The sequence below is a fragment of the Buttiauxella cochleicola genome (genome assembly GCF_021282405.1).
GTDB classification, from domain to species: Bacteria; Pseudomonadota; Gammaproteobacteria; order Enterobacterales; family Enterobacteriaceae; genus Buttiauxella; species Buttiauxella massiliensis.
The window spans coordinates 95,451-116,042 of record NZ_JAJSOU010000002.1 but is presented as its reverse complement, the minus strand read 5'-3'; the positions used below and the strand labels follow the sequence as shown (position 1 = coordinate 116,042).

13 protein-coding genes are annotated in these 20,592 nt (G+C 51.5%); 8 read left to right on the top strand and 5 right to left on the bottom strand.

The genetic code is table 11. From position 1 onward, the window contains the following. The first annotated feature begins 92 nt into the window (after positions 1-92). Entirely contained in the window at positions 93-1,532 is a 1,440-nt protein-coding gene (locus LVQ79_RS02790; RefSeq protein WP_151993691.1) for an MFS transporter, read from the top strand. Positions 1,533-1,628: 96 nt separating this feature from the next. Here LVQ79_RS02790 and LVQ79_RS02785 read toward each other — a convergent pair whose 3' ends face one another. Next, entirely contained in the window at positions 1,629-2,222 is a 594-nt protein-coding gene (locus tag LVQ79_RS02785) for a YhgN family NAAT transporter (protein WP_034460330.1), read from the bottom strand. Positions 2,223-2,365: 143 nt separating this feature from the next. On the opposite strand from LVQ79_RS02785, the gene asd reads away from it, so the two are divergent. From asd to glgP, 6 genes are all read left to right on the top strand, one after another. Beyond that, on the top strand, positions 2,366-3,472 hold the full coding sequence (asd, locus tag LVQ79_RS02780) for an aspartate-semialdehyde dehydrogenase (protein WP_232863813.1): 1,107 nt from the start codon (positions 2,366-2,368) through the stop codon (positions 3,470-3,472). Positions 3,473-3,820: 348 nt separating this feature from the next. Continuing rightward, positions 3,821-6,007, top strand: a complete 2,187-nt coding sequence (glgB, locus tag LVQ79_RS02775) for a 1,4-alpha-glucan branching enzyme (RefSeq protein ID WP_151993690.1) — start codon at positions 3,821-3,823, stop codon at positions 6,005-6,007. Next, entirely contained in the window at positions 6,004-7,986 is a 1,983-nt protein-coding gene (glgX, locus tag LVQ79_RS02770) for a glycogen debranching protein GlgX (RefSeq protein WP_232863812.1), read from the top strand. Before glgB ends, glgX begins: the two co-directional genes overlap by 4 nt. A 14-nt stretch (positions 7,987-8,000) precedes the next feature. Next, positions 8,001-9,284, top strand: coding sequence for a glucose-1-phosphate adenylyltransferase (glgC, locus tag LVQ79_RS02765; RefSeq protein ID WP_232863811.1), 1,284 nt, complete (start codon positions 8,001-8,003; stop codon positions 9,282-9,284). A gap of 107 nt (positions 9,285-9,391) precedes the next feature. Continuing rightward, the gene (gene glgA / locus LVQ79_RS02760; protein ID WP_151993687.1) at positions 9,392-10,825 is read left to right on the top strand and encodes a glycogen synthase GlgA; all 1,434 of its coding nucleotides are present in this window, start codon (positions 9,392-9,394) and stop codon (positions 10,823-10,825) included. A gap of 22 nt (positions 10,826-10,847) precedes the next feature. Then, a complete protein-coding gene (gene glgP, locus LVQ79_RS02755) occupies positions 10,848-13,295 on the top strand; it encodes a glycogen phosphorylase (protein ID WP_232863810.1) in 2,448 nt (815 codons plus the stop codon). A 523-nt stretch (positions 13,296-13,818) separates the two neighbouring features. Here glgP and LVQ79_RS02750 read toward each other — a convergent pair. From LVQ79_RS02750 to glpE, 3 genes are all read right to left on the bottom strand, one after another. Beyond that, complete coding sequence (locus LVQ79_RS02750) at positions 13,819-14,577, bottom strand: DeoR/GlpR family transcriptional regulator (RefSeq protein ID WP_151993685.1); 759 nt, start codon at positions 14,575-14,577, stop codon at positions 13,819-13,821. A 22-nt stretch (positions 14,578-14,599) separates the two neighbouring features. Continuing rightward, on the bottom strand, positions 14,600-15,430 hold the full coding sequence (glpG, locus tag LVQ79_RS02745; protein WP_151993684.1) for a rhomboid family intramembrane serine protease GlpG: 831 nt from the start codon (positions 15,428-15,430) through the stop codon (positions 14,600-14,602). A gap of 66 nt (positions 15,431-15,496) precedes the next feature. Then, the gene (gene glpE / locus LVQ79_RS02740; protein WP_134186019.1) at positions 15,497-15,826 is read right to left on the bottom strand and encodes a thiosulfate sulfurtransferase GlpE; all 330 of its coding nucleotides are present in this window, start codon (positions 15,824-15,826) and stop codon (positions 15,497-15,499) included. A gap of 320 nt (positions 15,827-16,146) precedes the next feature. Between glpE and glpD the strand changes: the two genes are divergently transcribed. Beyond that, the gene (gene glpD, locus LVQ79_RS02735; RefSeq protein ID WP_232863809.1) at positions 16,147-17,655 is read left to right on the top strand and encodes a glycerol-3-phosphate dehydrogenase; all 1,509 of its coding nucleotides are present in this window, start codon (positions 16,147-16,149) and stop codon (positions 17,653-17,655) included. Positions 17,656-17,696: 41 nt separating this feature from the next. Here the strand turns inward: glpD and malT are convergent, their stop codons facing one another. Then, positions 17,697-20,405 (bottom strand): HTH-type transcriptional regulator MalT, encoded by a 2,709-nt coding sequence (gene malT, locus LVQ79_RS02730; RefSeq protein ID WP_232863808.1) that lies wholly within the window; start codon positions 20,403-20,405, stop codon positions 17,697-17,699. Between the last annotated feature and the right edge of the window lie 187 nt (positions 20,406-20,592).

Genomic DNA, 20,592 nt, shown 5'->3' with positions numbered 1-20,592 from the left:
TAGTGCCAATACCAGTATAAGCAAGAACTGGTACCCGTTTAAACATTGGGGGATGCTACGCCGGTATCCTGAACCGTGCAATGGAGCACATGATGAGAATTCCCCCTTTTTCCCTTGGACGAGCAGGTTTGATTTTGCTTCTGACAAGCCAGATGTTGCCGCTTATTGATACGTCGATTACCAACGTGGCCCTGGACTCGATCACCCAGTCATTGGGTACCAGCCATACAGAGTTGGAACTTATTGTGGCGCTCTATGGGGTGGCCTTCGCCGTTTGTCTGGCTGTCGGCAGCAAGCTTGGAGATAACCTGGGCCGCAGGCGTGTTCTGATGTGGGGTGTAGCGTTGTTTGGTATTGCCTCTTTGCTGTGTGGCATTGCCGGCTCTGTTGGAACGCTGCTCGCTGCACGCACGTTGCAGGGCATGGGGGCCGCATTAATTGTGCCGCAGATTTTGGCAACACTTCACGTCACGTTAAAAGGCACCGCTCATACCAAAGCCATTAGCCTTTATGGAGGCATCGGAGGTATTGCTTTTATTATTGGGCAAATGGGTGGGGGATGGCTGGTATCAGCAGATATCGCCGGGCTTGGCTGGCGTAACGCCTTTTTTATTAATGTCCCGATTTGCATCTTTGTATTGATGGTAGGAAAGCGTTATTTGCCGGAAACCCGTAGTGAAAGCGTTTCGCGTATCGATTGGCAGGGGACTTTTTGCCTGGCGTTAATACTCTGCTGCCTGCTCTTTCCTATGGCACTTGGCCCAGAACTACACTGGCCATGGCAGATGCAAGCTGCGTTGATAGCGATTATTCCACTTGGTTGGTGGATGCGTTCCGGAGCATTAAGCCAGCAACAACGTGGCCTACAGCCTTTGCTTCCACCGCGATTGCTTAAACTCACCAGCATTCGTTTTGGCATTTTGATAGCCGTTATGTTCTATACCTGCTGGTCGGGCTTTATGTTTTGCATGGCTTTAACGCTACAGGCTGGGCTGGGAATGGCTCCGTGGCAGTCGGGTAACAGCTTTATTGCCCTTGGAGTAGCCTATTTTATTTCAGCTTGTTATGCCCCAAAACTGATTGCACGCCATTCCATGAGCACGATTTTGCTGGCTGGCATTGTGGTGCAGGTGGCTGGGCTATTGGCGCTCATTGCTACGTTACAACACTTTGGTCACAGTGCTGGCGCGTTAGCTGTCGCCCCTGCAACATTGTTGATTGGCTACGGGCAGGCGCTGATCGTTAACAGTTTTTATCGCCTCGGGATGCGTGACATCGCCCCTAATGATGCCGGCGCGGGGAGTGCGATTTTAAGTACGCTGCAACAATCAACGCTTGGACTTGGCCCGGCAATCCTCGGTGCGTTGTTCCTGCATTTCCGTGTGCTGAGCAATGGTGACTATGTGGAGGCGATGATGGGATTCTTGCTGGTCGAAGCGTTGGTTATGCTGGTATTGGCGGGGGTGACGCTGATGAGCCGTCGCCAGCTTCATTCTCCTGTGCTTTGCAAGCCCGTGATTTCAGAGAAGTGATACGCAGGACGTTACGATAATAGAAAGCCGCCTTTTATGAAGGCGGCTTTCTTGTTTGTGCTGATACTGAAAGGGAGTTAGCGGAATGTCTACGCCTTATCCCTTCATCCAAATTCTAAGCCCATCGAGGAACATTTGAGTTGCCAGCATGACCAATACCAGGCCCATCAGGCGCTCCAGCGCGTTAACGCCTTTTTCCCCGAGTAAGCGTAAGAACAGCGATGATTGCAGCAAAATTACCACGGTGCCGCCCCAGGCCAGCATCAACGCAGCAACCAGGTGCCCCATCTGGTTTGGATACTGGTGTGATAACAGCATTAATGTTGCCAGTAACGTTGGCCCGGCAACCAGCGGAATAGCCAGCGGCACGATAAATGGCTCTTCGCCAGCAGGCAGGCCAGAGGCGTTGCCTTCATGGCTTGGGAAGATCATTCGGATGGCAATCAGGAACAGGATAATCCCGCCAGAAATCGACACGCTTTCCGCACGCAGGTTAAGAAACGCAAGGATTTTTTCCCCGGCAAACAGGAAGATCAACATGATGATCAGTGCAATAAGCAGCTCGCGGATCATGATGGCCCGGCGGCGCTTCGGCTCAGTATGCTTGAGCACTGACATAAAAATCGGCAGGTTCCCCAACGGGTCCATAATCAGGATTAACAATACTGCCGCAGAAATGATTTCGGTCATGAATAGTTGTCTCTAATAAGTTGTATTTCTAATAGCTTGCAGATCATTGATTAATTTCACTTGCGACTTTGGTAGCATTTTGTAATGTGGGACATATTCCCTTGAATGCACTCAACGCAAATACCTCTGCAGGATTAGTCGCTATGAAAAATGTTGGTTTTATCGGTTGGCGCGGTATGGTCGGTTCCGTTCTCATGCAACGCATGGTTGAAGAACGCAATTTTGACGCCATTCGCCCAGTTTTCTTCTCCACTTCTCAGTTAGGCCTCCCGGCCCCATCTTTTGCAGGCCAGAACAACGGCACACTGCAAGATGCCTACGACCTGGAAGCGCTGAAGGCACTGGACATTATCATTACCTGCCAGGGCGGCGATTATACCAACGAAATCTATCCAAAGCTTCGTGAAAGCGGCTGGCAAGGTTACTGGATTGATGCTGCATCTTCACTGCGTATGAAAGATGACGCGATTATCATCCTCGACCCGGTTAACCAGCACGTTATTCAGGAAGGTCTGAATAATGGCGTGAAAACCTTTGTTGGCGGTAACTGCACCGTTAGCCTGATGCTGATGTCCCTTGGCGGCCTGTTTGCAAACGACCTGGTTGACTGGGTTTCTGTTGCGACTTACCAGGCGGCATCCGGCGGTGGCGCGCGCCATATGCGTGAACTGTTGACCCAGATGGGCCAGTTGCATAGCCACGTTGCCAGCGAGCTTGCTGATCCTGCATCTGCCATTTTGAACATCGAACGTAAAGTGACTGATCTGGCTCGTAGCGGCAGTCTGCCAACGGATAACTTCGGTGTGCCATTGGCTGGCAGCCTGATCCCATGGATCGACAAGCAGCTTGATAATGGTCAGACCCGCGAAGAGTGGAAAGGCCAGGCTGAGACCAACAAAATCCTTAATACCGGCACTATCATTCCGGTTGATGGCCTTTGTGTCCGTGTTGGCGCGCTGCGCTGCCACAGCCAGGCATTCACCCTCAAACTGAAAAAAGATGTCTCGCTGCCAACCATCGAAGCGATGCTGGCTGGGCATAACGATTGGGTCAAAGTCGTGCCAAACGACCGTGATATCACTATGCGTGAGCTGACGCCTGCTGCGGTAACTGGCACGCTCACTACTCCAGTCGGACGTTTGCGTAAACTGAATATGGGTCCTGAGTACTTGTCTGCCTTCACTGTTGGCGACCAGTTGCTGTGGGGCGCTGCCGAACCGTTACGTAGAATGTTGCGCTTGCTCGCATAATTACACTTACTCACTAAAGGGGCATTGCAGCCCCTTTTTTTATCACGTCATATACCCTTCATACTTCAAGTTATGGGTGTGTTGGTTGCACTCCGTCACCCCAGTCACTTACTTAAGTAAGCTCCTGGGACTCCTGAGTTTAACGCCTTCCCATAACTCGAATTATTTGGGTATACATGAAGCATATGACTTTAGTTGATTAATTTTCGGGAGCAAAACAGAGCGTTGGCTATGCTTTATTCAGGGCGATAAACCGCCATGAAGATTAGTTGGGCGGAACGGCTTGCAGGAAAACAATGTTATTGCCGTCCGTTAGGGTCAATGAATGACAAAAAACAGGACGAAACCATGTCTGTTCATCCAGAAAAAGACGTGATAAATGCGCTAATTGCGGGTCATTTTGCTGATCCTTTTTCTCTGCTGGGAATGCATAAAACTGAAGCCGGGCTGGAAGTTCGTGCCCTGTTACCGAACGCGACAGAAGTGTGGATTATCGACCCGAAGACCGGTGGGAAGGTCGGCAAGTTAGAATGTATTGATTCACGTGGTTTCTTTTGCGGGGTTATCCCGCGACGTAAAAATCTTTTCCGTTATCAACTTGCTGTTGTCTGGCATGGCCATGAAAATCTTATTGATGATCCCTATCGCTTTGGCCCGCTAATTCAGGAGATGGATAGCTGGCTGTTGTCCGAAGGCACGCACTTACGCCCCTATGAAACGCTCGGCGCGCATGCCGACACCATGGACGGCGTGACCGGAACGCGTTTCTCCGTTTGGGCACCTAATGCCCGCCGAGTCTCAGTTGTTGGGCAATTTAACTATTGGGATGGCCGTCGCCACCCGATGCGTTTGCGCCGTGAAAGCGGTATCTGGGAACTCTTTATTCCTGGCGCTCATCCTGGGCAACTCTACAAATTCGAACTGATTGATACCGAAGGGCATCTGCGCCTGAAGGCTGACCCGTATGCGTTTGAGTCGCAAATGCGCCCGGAAACCGCGTCGCTGATTTGTGGCTTGCCTGACAAAACTACCCTTAGCCCTGCGCGCCAGCATGCGAATGGCTTTGATCAGCCAATTTCAATTTATGAAGTACATCTTGGTTCGTGGCGTCGCCATGCCGACAATAATTTCTGGCTCAGTTACCGCGAATTGGCAGATCAACTGGTGCCGTACGTCAAAGAGATGGGCTTTACTCACCTCGAACTGTTGCCGATTAACGAGCACCCGTTCGATGGCAGTTGGGGGTATCAGCCACAAGGTTTATACGCGCCAACACGCCGCTTCGGTACGCGTGAAGACTTCCGCTACTTTATTAATGCCGCGCATGCTGCGGGCTTAAACGTTTTGCTGGACTGGGTTCCAGGGCATTTCCCGACTGACGATGCTGGGCTTGCGAAGTTCGACGGCACCTCGCTGTATGAACACGGCGATCCGCGCGAAGGATATCACCAGGACTGGAACACGCTGATTTACAACTATGGGCGGCGTGAAGTCAGCAACTATCTGGTGGGCAACGCACTGTACTGGATTGAACGCTTCGGTATTGATGGCTTACGCGTTGATGCGGTGGCATCGATGATTTACCGCGATTACAGCCGCCAGCCTGGCGAGTGGATCCCGAACGATAAAGGCGGGCGTGAAAACCTCGAAGCGATTGAATTCCTGCGCAATACCAACCGTATTATTGGCGAGCAAACGCCGGGTGCGGTGACCATGGCTGAAGAGTCTACCGATTTTACTGGCGTGTCGCGGCCACCTTCCATGGGGGGGTTAGGTTTCTGGTTTAAATGGAACCTCGGCTGGATGCACGACACGCTCGATTACATGAAACTCGACCCGGTGCATCGCCAGTATCATCACGACAAGATGACTTTTGGCATGTTGTACAACAGCACCGAAAACTTCGTACTGCCTTTGTCGCACGATGAAGTGGTACATGGCAAAAAATCCATTCTCGACCGTATGCCGGGTGATGCCTGGCAGAAATTTGCCAACCTGCGTGCTTACTACGGTTGGATGTGGGCTTTCCCCGGCAAGAAACTGCTGTTTATGGGCAATGAATTTGCCCAAGGGCGAGAGTGGAACCACGACAGTAGTCTCGACTGGCATTTGCTGGAAGGCGGCGACAACTGGCACCACGGCGTGAAACGCCTGGTACGCGATTTAAACCACACATATCGCCACCACGCCGCGATGCATGAACTGGATTTTGACAGCTATGGTTTTGAATGGCTGGTGGTTGAAGACAACATTAATTCCGTCTTTATCTTTGTGCGCCGTGATTCAAAAGGCAATGAAATCATTGTCGCCAGTAACTTCACCCCGGTGCCGCGCTACAACTATCGCTTTGGCATTAATCAGCCAGGTCGCTGGCGCGAGGAGCTGAATACAGACTCAATGCATTATCACGGCAGTAATGCCGGAAACAGCGGTGCCGTGCAGAGCGATGCTATTCCAAGCCACGGTCGCGAGCACTCCCTGAGTCTGACACTACCTCCGCTTTCGACTATCTGGTTGGTACGGGAGGCTGAATGACGCAACTCACTGCCGGGAACCCGGCTCCGTATGGTTCGTTTTTTGATGGCAAAGGCGTCAATTTCACGCTGTTTTCGGCTCATGCAGAAAAAGTCGAACTCTGCGTTTTTGACGAACACGGCCACGAGCGGCGTTATGACTTGCCGGTGCGTACAGGCGACATCTGGCATGGTTATTTGCCCGATGCAAAGCCTGGCCTGAAATATGGCTATCGCGTCCATGGCCCGTGGGATCCGCAAAACGGGCATCGTTTTAACCCGGCAAAACTGCTGCTAGACCCTTGCGCTCGAGTGGTTGTTGGCGGTGTCGATAACCACCCGCATCTTCACGGTGGCTATGACGAGCCGAATCTGGAAGACAGCGGCCCACACATGGCGAAATGCATGGTGGTGCGCGATAAGTTTGACTGGGAAGGCGACGAACACCCGCGTACCCCTTGGGGTGACACCGTTATTTACGAAGCGCATGTTCGTGGGTTGACGCTTCTACACCCTGAAATACCCGAAGAGCTGCGTGGTACTTATGCCGCACTCGGCCATCCAGTGATGATTAACTATTTCAAACGCCTCGGGATCACGGCGCTTGAACTGATGCCTGTCGCGCATTTTATCACTGAGCCGCGCGTCGCCCACTTAGGGTTAAGCAACTATTGGGGCTATAACCCGCGTTCGTTTTACGCCGTCGAAGGTTATTACGCAGTGAATCATGATCCGCTGGCGGCCGCCAACGAGCTGCGTGGTGCGGTGAAAGCGCTGCACGAAGCGGGCATTGAGGTGATTCTCGACATTGTTCTTAACCACAGCGCGGAACTTGATCGTGACGGTCCAACCCTCTCGCTGAGCGGAATCGATAACCGTAGCTATTATTGGTTAATGGACAATGGTGATTACCAGAACTGGACTGGTTGCGGTAACACCTTGAATTTGAGTACGCCAGGCGTGGTGGCACAGGTGGTGGATTGCCTGCGTTATTGGGTCGACAGCTGTCATATTGACGGGTTCCGCTTCGATCTTGCATCGATCATGGGGCGTACGCCAGAGTTCCGTCAGGATGCACCGTTGTTTGAGGCGATCAAAAACGATCCGATTTTGTCGCAGATAAAGCTGATTGCTGAGCCGTGGGATATTGGCGCGGGGGGTTATCAGGTCGGTAACTACCCGCCGTTATTTGCGGAATGGAACGATCATTTTCGTGATGGCATGCGGCGTTTCTGGCTGCGACAAGATTTATCGTTAGGTGGATTCGCTTGCCGCTTTGCCGGTTCAAGTGATGTCTATCGACATGGGGAGCGTCTCCCTTCGACCAGCATCAATTTAATCACGGCTCACGACGGTTTTACCTTGCGCGATTGTGTCAGCTTCAACCAAAAACACAATGAAGCGAACGGTGAAGACAACCGTGATGGCACCAACAATAACTACAGCAATAACTATGGCTTCGAAGGGCTGGAAGCCTCGCTTTATATTAAAGAACGGCGGCGCGACAGTGTTCACGCCTTGCTCACATTGTTACTGCTTTCTCAGGGTACGCCGATGCTTTTGGCCGGTGATGAACACGGTCACAGTCAGCATGGTAATAACAATGCTTATTGCCAGGATAACCAACTGACATGGCTTGACTGGGAACACTGCAACGATGGCTTAACCACTTTTACCGCGGCATTGATTCATCTACGCAAGACGATTCCGGCATTAACCCGGAATGTCTGGTGGGAGGAAGGCGATGGCAATGTGCGCTGGTGGAATAAAGAGGCTCAACCTCTGAATGCTGACGAGTGGGAGAACGGGGTTCATCGGTTACAAATCCAACTCTCAGATCGTTGGCTTATTACGATTAACGCTACCGAAGAAGTGGCTGACATCGTTCTACCCGAAGGGGAATGGCGTGCTATTCCTCCGTTTGCCGGCGAAGACAACCCGGTGGTAATGGCTGTATGGCATGGTCCCGCGCACGGAGTATGCGTTTTCCAGAAATCATAAAAAAGGAGTCAGTCATGGTTAGGCTTGATAAGAACGATCCTCTGATGTTGGCAAGACAACTGCCAAATAAATCTGTAGCCCTGATTCTGGCTGGTGGGCGCGGTACCCGATTGAAAGATTTAACCTCAACGCGCGCTAAGCCTGCTGTCCACTTTGGTGGCAAGTTCCGCATTATTGATTTTGCGCTGTCCAATTGCATTAACTCGGGTATTCGCCGTATCGGCGTGATTACGCAATATCAGTCACATACGTTGGTTCAACATATCCAACGTGGCTGGTCATTTTTTAGCGAAGAGATGAACGAGTTTGTCGATTTGCTCCCGGCACAGCAACGTGTACACGGTGAAAACTGGTATCGCGGCACGGCTGATGCCGTTACGCAAAACCTCGATATTATCCGCCGCTACAAAGCCGAGTACGTGGTTATCCTCGCGGGTGATCATATCTACAAGCAAGATTACTCACGCATGTTGATAGACCATGTGGAGAAAGGTGCGCGTTGTACCGTGGCATGTATGCCTGTTCCACTCCATGAAGCTTCTGCATTTGGCGTAATGGCGGTTGATAGCGAAGAGAAAATTATCGAATTCGTTGAGAAACCGGCAAATCCGCCGTCTATGCCGGGCGATGACACGAAAGCGCTCGCCAGCATGGGTATCTACGTTTTCGATGCCGATTACTTGTACGAATTGCTGGAAACTGACGACAAAGACGAAAACTCAAGCCACGACTTCGGGAAAGATATCATCCCGTACGTGATGAAATCAGGTTCGGCGTTTGCCCACCCATTCCCGCTTTCTTGTGTGCAATCAGACCCGGATGCCGAACCGTACTGGCGCGATGTTGGTACCCTGGAAGCTTACTGGAAAGCCAACCTCGACCTAGCCTCGGTGACGCCGGAACTGGATATGTACGACCGCGACTGGCCGATTCGCACCCACATGGAACCGTTGCCTCCGGCGAAATTTGTGCAAGACCGCTCCGGCAGCCACGGTATGACGCTGAACTCGCTGGTGTCTGGCGGCTGCATTATTTCGGGCTCCGTGGTGGTTCAGTCAGTGTTGTTCCCCCGCGTGCGCGTTAACTCGTTTTGCAATATTGATTCCTCAGTATTGTTGCCAGACGTCATCGTCGGGCGTTCGTGCCGTTTACGCCGTTGCATTATCGACCGCGCCTGCGTCATTCCTGAAGGGATGGTTGTCGGGGAAAACGCCGAAGAAGATGCACGCCGTTTCTACCGTTCCGAGGAAGGTATTGTGCTGGTGACGCGGGAGATGCTGGCGAAATTACCGAATTAGCAGGCACAGATAGTTGGATTGACCTTCGCGCGGCAAGGGTCGCGCGTTGTATTTTTATCGTTTGGCGTCAGTTTGTTCACGCTACGACTTTCCATATGGGAGCGATAATGCAGGTCTTACATGTATGTTCTGAAATGTTTCCACTGCTGAAAACGGGTGGTCTTGCGGATGTGCTTGGCGCGTTACCGGCGGCACAAATTGCAGGCGGTGTTGAGACGCGAGTCTTGCTGCCTGCTTTCCCTGACATTCGTCGTGGCATTGTTGATGCGCAGGTTGTGGCACATCGCGACACCTTCGCGGGTCATATGACTTTGTTATATGGCCACTTCAACGGCGTGGGAATTTACCTGATTGACGCCCCACATTTATACGATCGTCCCGGTAGCCCATATCACGACACCAATCAGTTCGCTTACACCGACAACGTGCACCGTTTTGCATTGTTGGGTTGGGTCGGCGCTGAGATGGCATGTGGTCTGGACCCCTTCTGGCGCCCGGATATTGTGCATGCGCATGACTGGCATGCGGGCCTGGTACCTGCGTACCTGGAAGCGCGTGGTCGCCCGGCAAAATCGGTATTTACTGTCCATAACCTGGCGTATCAGGGGCTGTTTTACGCCCATCATATGAATGAAATTGATCTGCCCTGGTCGTTCTATGACATGAACGGTCTGGAGTTCAATGGTCAAATTTCGTACTTGAAAGCTGGCCTTTACTATGCTGATCATATTACGGCGGTCAGCCCGACTTATGCCCGCGAGATAACCGAACCGCAATTTGCCTACGGCATGGAAGGACTGTTGCGCCAGCGTCACCGTGAGGGGCGTTTGTCCGGCATTCTCAATGGTGTCGACGAAAAAATTTGGGACCCGGCTCATGACTTGCTTCTGGCTGCTCGCTATACCCGCGACACGCTGGAGGAAAAGGCTGAGAACAAACGCCAACTGCAGGTGGCGATGGGACTGAAGGTTAACGATAAAGCGCCGCTGTTTGCAGTCGTCAGCCGTTTAACCAGCCAGAAAGGCCTGGATTTGGTGCTGGAAGCGTTGCCGGGGTTACTCGAGCAAGGTGGGCAACTGGCGTTACTCGGCGCGGGTGATTCGGTGATGCAGGAAGGATTCCTTGCGGCGGCGGCAGAGCATCCCGGGCAGGTGGGTGTTCAAATTGGTTATCACGAAGCTTTCTCGCACCGCATTATAGGCGGGGCAGATGTCATTCTGGTGCCGAGTCGTTTTGAACCTTGCGGCTTAACGCAATTGTATGGCCTTAAGTACGGCACATTGCCATTGGTGCGGCGTACAGGCGGGCTTGCAGATACCGTGTCTGACAGTTCGCTGGAAAACCTGGCTGACGGTATCGCCAGTGGATTCGTGTTTGAAGACAGTAATGCCTGGTCGCTGTTAAGAGCGATTAGACGTGCCTTCGTGTTGTGGTCTCGCCCTTCGCTGTGGCGATTTGTTCAACGTCAGGCAATGGGCATGGATTTTAGCTGGCAGGTAGCGGCGCATTCCTACCGCGATCTGTACCAACGTTTGCTGTAGCCATCCACCAGGAATCACTGATATGAACGCACCCTTTTCCTATGCTTCACCGACGCTCAGTATTGAGGCTCTAAAGCACTCAATCGCCTATAAACTGATGTTTACGGTTGGGAAAGACCCTGCCATTGCGAACAAACATGAGTGGCTAAACGCCACGTTGTTTGCGGTTCGTGACAGGTTGGTAGAGCGCTGGCTGCGTTCTAACCGTGCTCAGCTATCCCAGGAAGTTCGCCAGGTTTACTATCTGTCGATGGAGTTTTTGATTGGCCGTACGCTCTCTAATGCGCTGCTTTCATTAGGTATTTATGAGGATGTCAAAAACGCACTGGAAGAGATGGGGCTGGATCTTGAAGAGTTGATTGACGAAGAGAACGACCCCGGCCTCGGTAATGGCGGGCTCGGTCGTCTCGCCGCCTGTTTCCTCGATTCACTGGCAACGCTCGGTTTGCCAGGCCGTGGTTATGGTATTCGCTACGACTATGGCATGTTCAAACAAAATATCGTTGATGGCCGGCAGAAAGAGTCCCCGGACTACTGGCTCGAGTACGGTAACCCGTGGGAGTTCAAGCGCCACAACACACGCTACAAAGTGCGCTTTGGTGGACGCGTGCAGCTTGAAGCCAAAAAATTCCGCTGGGTAGAAACTGAAGAAATACTTGCGGTCGCGTATGACCAGATAATCCCTGGCTACGATACCGATGCAACAAACACGCTGCGTCTGTGGAATGCGCAGGCCAGTAGCGAAATTAACCTGGGTAAATTTAACCAGGGCGACTATTTCGCGGCGGTCGAAGATAAAAACCATTCAGAAAACGTCTCGCGCGTGCTCTACCCGGATGACTCGACCTATTCAGGCCGTGAACTGCGTTTGCGCCAGGAGTATTTCCTGGTCTCATCAACAGTGCAGGACATTCTTAGCCGCCATTTCCAGCTACATAAAACCTATGACAATCTGGCGGATAAAATCGCCATCCACCTCAACGACACACATCCGGTATTAGCGATTCCTGAGCTGATGCGTTTGTTAATCGATGAGCATAAGTTCAGCTGGGAAGATGCCTTTGAGGTTTGCTGCCAGGCATTCTCGTACACCAACCACACCTTGATGAGCGAGGCGCTGGAAACCTGGCCGGTAGATATGCTGGGCAAAATTCTGCCGCGCCATTTGCAGATAATCTTCGAGATTAACGACTACTTCCTGAAAACTCTTCAGGAGCAGCATCCAAACGATACCGCTCTACTGGGGCGCACTTCGATTATTGATGAATCCAATGGCCGTAAAGTTCGTATGGCGTGGCTTGCAGTGGTAGTCAGCCACAAAGTGAATGGCGTTTCTGAACTGCACTCCAACCTGATGGTTCAGTCGTTATTTGCTGATTTTGCTGCCATCTTCCCGATGCGTTTTTGTAATAAAACGAACGGCGTGACACCACGTCGCTGGCTGGCTTTGGCTAACCCATCGCTTTCAGAAGTGTTGGATGAAAATATTGGCCGCACCTGGCGTACCGATCTTAGCCAGTTGAACGACCTGAAACAGCATATTGATTACCCAACGGTGCACCAGGATGTGCGCAAGGCGAAGCTTGCCAACAAGAAGCGTCTGGCAAGTTACATCGGCCAGCAGCTCAATGTGGTAGTCAACCCAAATGCGCTGTTTGATGTGCAGATCAAACGTATTCACGAGTACAAACGTCAGTTAATGAACGTGCTGCATGTGATCACGCGCTACAACCGCATTAAGGCCGATCCGACAGCCGATTGGGTGCCGCGCGTGAATATCTTCGCCGGTAAAGCGGCGTCGGCGTATTACATGGCAAAACACATTATTCACCTCATCAATGATGTGGCGGCGGTGATCAACAACGATCCGGACGTGAAAGATCGCCTGAAAGTGGTGTTTATCCCGAACTACAGCGTTAGCCTTGCGCAGATCATTATCCCTGCGGCGGATCTCTCCGAGCAGATCTCTCTGGCGGGAACTGAAGCATCCGGCACCAGTAATATGAAGTTTGGCCTGAACGGCGCGCTGACTATCGGCACGCTGGATGGGGCAAACGTCGAAATGCTGGAGCATGTGGGGGCAGATAATATCTTTATCTTTGGTAATACGGCGGAAGAGGTCGAAACGCTACGGCGCGAAGGCTATAAGCCGCGTGAGTATTACGAGAAAGATGAAGAGTTGCACCAGGTGCTGACGCAAATCGGTACGGGTACCTTTAGCCCGGGTGAGCCAACGCGCTACCGTGACCTGCTGGATTCACTGATCAACTTTGGTGACCACTATCAGGTGCTGGCAGATTACCGCAGCTATGTGGATTGCCAGGACAGGGTAGATGAGCTGTATCGCCAGCCGGAAGAGTGGACGATCCGCACGATGCACAATATCGCCAATATGGGGTATTTCTCATCCGACAGGACGATTCAGGAATACGCCGATGAGATTTGGCATATTAAGCCGGTGAGATTGTAATTTACAAAAAGGAAAGCCGCCCCGAGGGGCGGCATCCATGCTTACTTGCCCGAAACGTTGATTGTCATCTGAATGGCGTTACCGGAAATATTCCAGCCACCTTTCCCTGACGACATTAGCGCAGCGGTTACAATAAGCACGATACAAAGGTATCGTTTCATTGTGCGGTCCATGCAAAAGACCGCATCACGGCCACACCACTGGCGATATCGCCGTGATAACAAGCACTGAGGTGTGCCTGCGTACACGGTCGTGAAATAGCCTTCTCTAAAGCCAGCGCCCGCTTGCTTAGGGCGGCGAAAAGGGCCGAGTAGACTATATACAATTGCTCCGTAAACGTAACCGCGTACCCTTGACAATTAGGAATGATTCGGTTAATTTTTCGACCACTGAGGTGTGCCTGCTCTGCTCGAGCAACACAGTAAAAATCGTTGGAAAGGCCGCTTAACCTGACCAACACCAATAAAAAAACCGCCATTCAAGAAAGGCGGTTTTTTTATGTCCGAAATCTGACTTCTTTGTACTAGCACAACTCCAGTTGCACATTATTCTCGGCAATCACCTGCATCACGCCTGCTGGTGGAATGGCATCGGTATATACCGCATCCACCAAAGCAATACTGCCCAGATTCACCATCGCATTACGGCCAAACTTCGAGTGATCGACAACCAACATCACGCAGCGTGAGTTTTCAATGATGGCGCGTTTGGTGCGAACTTCGTGATAATCAAACTCCAGCAGCGAACCGTCACCGTCGATGCCGCTAATCCCCAGAATGCCGAAATCCAGGCGGAACTGAGAGATAAAATCGAGTGTCGCCTCGCCGATAATGCCCCCGTCGCGGCTGCGTAATTCGCCGCCGGCCAGAATAATGCGGAAGTCTTCTTTAACCTTGAGCGTGTTAGCCACGTTCAAGTTATTGGTTACCACGCGCAAATTGCTGTGATTCAACAACGCATGAGCGACGGCTTCCGGTGTGGTGCCGATATCAATAAACAGCGTGGCACCGTTAGGGATCTGGCTGGCAACCTTTTGCGCGATACGCTCTTTTTCCGCCGTCTGGGTCGCCTTACGATCGTGCCACGGCGTATTCACAGAACTTGAAGGCAGAGCGGCGCCACCGTGATGGCGCATGATCAGATTCTGGTCTGCCAGATCGTTTAGATCGCGACGAATAGTTTGCGGGCTGACTGCAAACTGTTCGACGAGCTCTTCGGTACTGACATAGCCTTGTTTTTTAACCAATTCGACAATCGCATCATGACGTTGTGTTTGCTTCACGCTGTTTTATTCTCCTGAAATGCTATGTTCGTTTTCGCGCATGCATTGTATCAACCAGCGCCATCGCGAGCCCAACAACCAGGCCGGTGATGTGTGCAGCGTTGGCGATCGACATTCCTAAAACATCGAAAAATCCTATCACAATCCACAATAACGCAAAGCCCATCAGGCCGCGCTGCATATAGATGCCGCTTTCTGGATCGCGTTCGCCACGTAGCCAGACATAACCCATCAGCGCATAAACCACGCCGGATAAGCCACCAAACAACGGGCCGCCGAATTTCGCCTGCACGAAACCGCTCAACAGTGCAGAAACCAGCGTTAATGTGATGAGTTTACCGCTGCCGAGGCGCTTTTCCACCGGGCCGCCGAGATACCACCACCACAGCAAGTTAAACGCGATATGCATAATAGAAAAGTGCATCAACGCATGGCTGAAATAGCGCCACAATTCATAGTGCAAACTGTCTTTGTATGGCCAGGCTAACCAGGTCATGACCGCACGATCGCCTACGATTTGCATCAGCAGGTAGACCAACACACAGGCGGCCATAATGACCATCGTGAAGGGGCCCGCTTTTTGCGAAATTGTGGCCAGGAAAGGGTAGCGCTGATAACGCAAACCACCACCTGTATGACCTGTATTCCAGCTTGCTGCCAGATAGCGTGAGTCACCAGGGTTTGCGAGGAATTGTTCAAGCTCGGCACGAACGCGCGATTCCTGGCTGTCGTTTGCCAGCCAGATATCCGTTTGTTCATGGGTTTGAATTGTGAGGATAATCCCCTGCGTCGCCATATAGTCGACAAATGCCTGCGCGACTCGCGGGTTGGCAAACGAGGTAATCATGATCATAGGTTTTCTACTAAATCCGTACAGAAAAAAATGATTATACCCGCAACGTCTCTATTCCCTGACGATTTAAGATGCGCCATGTTCGACTTCAGCCGGGAAATGACGATGCCATGCGTCAAAACCACCATCGACGCTATACACCTGATCGTATCCTTGTTGCAGCAAATACTGCGCCGCACCTTTACTGCTGTTGCCGTGATAGCACATCACCATGACGGGTGTTTCAAAATCGGTTTGCTGCATAAAAGCGACAAGACGGTCGTTGGTCAGATGGAACGCGCCCGGCGTGTGGCCCATCGCAAAGCTTTGTGGATCGCGGATATCCACTAACACAGCGTGTTTTTGCTGCAACTTCTGGTGCGCTTCTTCCACACCAATACACTCAAAAGTTTCCATGGTTTTGCTCGTCATTTTATTGAATTGCCTTGCGCTGTATTAAGGGAATCTCCCCCTCTGCCTGCTGATATACCCGTCGCCCTTCAAGTTGCAGGGTTGTTGGCTGCCCTCATTCACCCGAATCACTTACTACAGTAAGCTCATCGGGCTTCATTCGTTTGCCGCCTACCTGCATCTTGAAGTAGCTCGAGTATATTAACGTCATTATGTTATCCATATCACGCAGTAATGTTTTTTTTTCGTTACAAAGCGCGCGTACTCTTGCTAGTATGAGCGATAACGAACATATTTGAACTTTAACGAAAGCGTGTGAGGGCAACATGGAAACTAAAGATCTGATTGTGATTGGCGGAGGAATTAACGGGGCAGGTATCGCCGCTGACGCCGCAGGCCGTGGTTTATCCGTGTTGATGCTCGAAGCGCAGGATCTGGCCAGTGCTACATCATCTAATAGCTCTAAATTGATTCACGGTGGCCTACGCTACCTGGAACATTACGAGTTTCGTTTAGTGAGCGAAGCATTAGCCGAGCGCGAAGTGCTGCTCAATATGGCGCCACATATCGCCTTCCCAATGCGCTTTCGTTTGCCACATCGCCCACATCTGCGCCCGGCGTGGATGATTCGAATTGGCCTGTTTATGTACGATCATTTGGGTAAACGCACCAGTTTGCCTGCCTCTACCGGTTTGCGTTTTGGTGCAGATTCGGTGCTGAAACCGAATATCGTGCGCGGTTTCGAATATTCTGACTGCTGGGTAGACGATGCTCGCCTGGTTCTGGCGAACGCACAAATGGTGACGCGTGAAGGTGGGGAAGTGAAAACACGTACCCGCGCAACCAGAGCTCGTCGTGAAAATGGCCACTGGATTGTTGAAGCCCAGGATATCGATACCGGCGAAACCTTTACCTGGCGCGCTCGTGGCCTGGTAAATGCCACCGGTCCGTGGGTGAAGAACTTCTTTGATGATGGTCTGCAACTGCCTTCGCCATACGGTATCCGATTGATCAAAGGCAGCCATATCGTGGTGCCACGTGTGCACAACCAGAAGCAGGCTTACATTCTACAAAACGAAGATAAGCGTATCGTGTTCGTGATTCCGTGGATGGATGAGTTTTCTATTATTGGTACCACCGATGTGGAATATAAGGGCGATCCGAAAGATGTTCACATCGACGACAATGAAATTAATTACCTGCTGAATGCTTATAACGCACACTTCAAAAAGACACTAAGCCGCGAAGATATCGTCTGGACATATTCGGGCGTGCGCCCACTTTGCGACGATGAGTCTGATTCACCGCAGGCGATCACGCGTGACTACACGCTCGATATCCATGACGAGCAGGGCAAAGCACCGCTGCTGTCTGTGTTTGGCGGCAAGCTCACAACCTATCGTAAACTCGCCGAACACGCGCTGGATAAACTGAAAGGCTATTACCCAAAAATGGGCCCGGCCTGGACCAAAGGCAGTACGTTGCCGGGTGGCGATATCAATGGCGACCGTGATGATTACGCCGCGCAGTTGCGCCGCCGTTACACGTTCCTGACAGAAAGCCTGGCACGCCGTTTCTCACGTACTTACGGTAGCAACAGTGATTTGATTCTGGGCAGAGCCACCAGCATCAGTGATTTAGGTGAAGATTTCGGACATGAGTTTTACGAGGCCGAATTGCGCTACCTGGTTGAGCATGAGTGGGTGCGTGGTGTTGATGATGCCATCTGGCGTCGTACCAAATTAGGGATGTGGTTGACCGAAGAACAGCAGGCAAGGGTGGCGCAGTGGCTAGTAAAGCGGGGCGTTAAGGCGAAGTTATCGCTGGCGTCTTAAAACTCTTAAACAGTCCTCTCCCTTAGGGAGAGGATTATTTCTTAAACTCCGTAACCCATCATCTTCAGCAATTTCTGCGCATGCTGCACCGCATCTTGACGATGCGCGACACCCAGCTTCTGATACAAATTACGAATGTGCGTTTTAATCGTCGTGGCCGCAACATCCAGCTCTCCGGCGATTTGTTCATTGCTGTAACCCGAATAAATCAGCCCTAAAACCTGCCATTCGCGCTGAGTCAGTGGACTGGTACGAATAAGCTCCGGTACTTCAGGGTGCGTCAGTAAACGGTTAACAAAGTTCTCATCAAAATGGGCGAACTTATGGCGATGGTGCTGGTTAATTTCCCGCAAAATGCGCTGCGCGCGATGTTGATCTAACTCAGGCAGTGTGTTGAGTTGGATTAATTGGCGCAACTGCTGCGCCATCGCTTCACCTTCAATGACGAAGTGGCTGATAAACCCTGTACGGTTAGCTAAAGCGAGTGCTTCCAGCAACACGCGCTGCGCATCGCTTTTACGCCCCGCCTGCCAGTAAAGCTGGTTCAACAACAGCAGGTTGCGGTTAAGATCGCTCATTAAACGCAGGCTGCGCGCATTTTCGTTTAACTCTTCGAGCACCATTTCGGCGGGTTCGAAATCACTCAGCAAAATTTGTGCACGTGCGATATTACGCCACTGGCTTTGCAGGAAATGGTTATTGGCAAACTCCGGCTTCGGCGTCAGGCGCAGCCAGTTGGCGGCAGATTTTTTATCCCCCGTCATTTGCCAGTAAATCACCCGCACTTTGTCGGCGTTGGAAACCCAGTCGCTGTGGAACGAGCCATTGCCCAACAAATTTTCCAGGCGGTTCAGGTGATTACGCGCATTGTCCAGGTCGCCTCGCGCCAGTGAACATTGCACTAACAACGCCATGCACTGTAATTGCTGTTGTGGCTGATAACCTGAAAGTACTTCCAGACCCATGCGAGTGGTTGCTTCAGCTTCATCCAGGCGCGACCATGCCCACAGGAGTTGCGCACGAATACGGAGCAGGAACTCATGTAAGGGGAGTTGCTCAAGGTGCTGCTCTTCAATCAGCGCAAAGGCTTTTTCCTGGCATTCCCATGCAGACTGAAGGAAGCCTTGTGCCAGTAAGATTTCGCTCTGCTGACATAAGCCCCATAACGCGTAATGCCACATATCGTGGCGGCGCGCCATCTGCTCAGTTTGCTGCATAACAGACAACGATTTGGTGAGCTCACCTTTGCAGTGCAGCACTTCACCGTGAACTGATGTTGCGACAATACGGCTGTAGAAGCTAGCAAGCGGCAGCATGTCGAGAGCAATCATGGCCAGACGTTCTGCTTCGTCAGGGTTGCCGTCATTAATGGCAACCTGGGCACGCAGGGCGTTGAATTCGCCATGCATGACATCGTCCATCACGACATTCATTTCTTGTTCAGCACGCGCCAGAAGCGTGTTCACTTCGCTGTAGCGATGTTGGCTTTGCATCAGCCACGCCTGAAGCAAAACAAGTTTTGGGTTTTCCAGTAGGCTTTCCCACGGCAGCGCTTTTAACGACTCTTCCAGCAACGTGAGTTCACTATGATTAAACAGTGCCCAGGCATGATGCAGCAAGATATCGCGCAGCAGGCTGGCATCGCCTGCGGCAAGGGCGTGGTGAATAGCTTCGCTTGGGAAGCCCTGTGCCATCCAGCTTTCTGCGGCGGCGCGGTGAATATCCGGAAGTTCTGTCGCCAGTTCCCATTGGCAGCGCTGACGCAAGAAATTGCCAAACAGTGGGTGAAAACGGAACCACTCGCCGCTGTCATCCATGCGTTGAATGAATAATCCCTGTCGTTCGGTTTCTTCAAGGCGCATCTGGCCGTTTTCTTCGCCCGTGACGCGAACAATCAATGCATCGTTCATCGAACGCAGGACTGAGCTACGCAGCAGGAAGTTACGCGTTTGCGCATCGACATTATCCAGCACTTCATCGGCCAGATAGTCGGATAAGTGGCTGGCATTAATGCCCGAAAGACGGCGCGCAGAGTGATGCGCCGATGAGTTGCTGTTCTGGCGTGCGGAAAGCGCGATTAATTGCAGTGCGGTTGCCCAGCCCGCGACATCATCACACAGGCTGTTGCTGTCGGTATGTTCGAGTGGAGAATTCAGCCGATGGTCAAAGAATTGTTTCGCTTCCGGATGTGTAAATGCAAGTTGCTGGCTACCAATTTCCAGCAGCTGATCGCGCACGCGTAAATTGGCGATTCCCAGCTGTGGCAAATTGCGCGACAACACGACCAGCGTCATATTTTCTGGCTGGTGGCGAATGAAAAAGCGCATAGCTTCATGAATTACAGGGTTAGTAATTAGATGGTAATCATCAATCACTAAAAATAGTGGGCGATGCCATTCCACCATTTCAATAAAGAGCTGTGCGAATAAGGCTGTCAGACTTGAGTATTGGCGTTTTTGCACCATCACTTCGCTGGTCACACAATGACCAGATGTAGCTTGTTGAATAGCCGCTATCAAATAGCTGGCGAATCGTTCTTGTTGGTTATCACCCTCATCCAGAGAGTACCAACCTAGCTCATTTTTCCCTGCCGCCCACTGAGAAATCAGTGTGGTTTTCCCATAACCCGCCGGGCTGGTGATTAGCGCCAGCCGATAGTTATTAGCTGTTGATAATTTCATCAACAGCCGGTCGCGGACCACTGTATTTTCCAGACGAACTGGACGACTTAATTTGGAGGGGATCAGCATGGTCAATCACTTCACTGTGTATGAGATATGCACGAATGCGATTTTTTTCACGCTTCGTAATTAATACTAACTACAAGGTCGACCAGATTGCGGCTTATTGCAAGATTGTTAAGGGTTTCAGACGTTGTAAGTTGCACTTTGTCACAAATCTATTGATTAGATGAATCCAATCGAGGCGTAGAGTTGG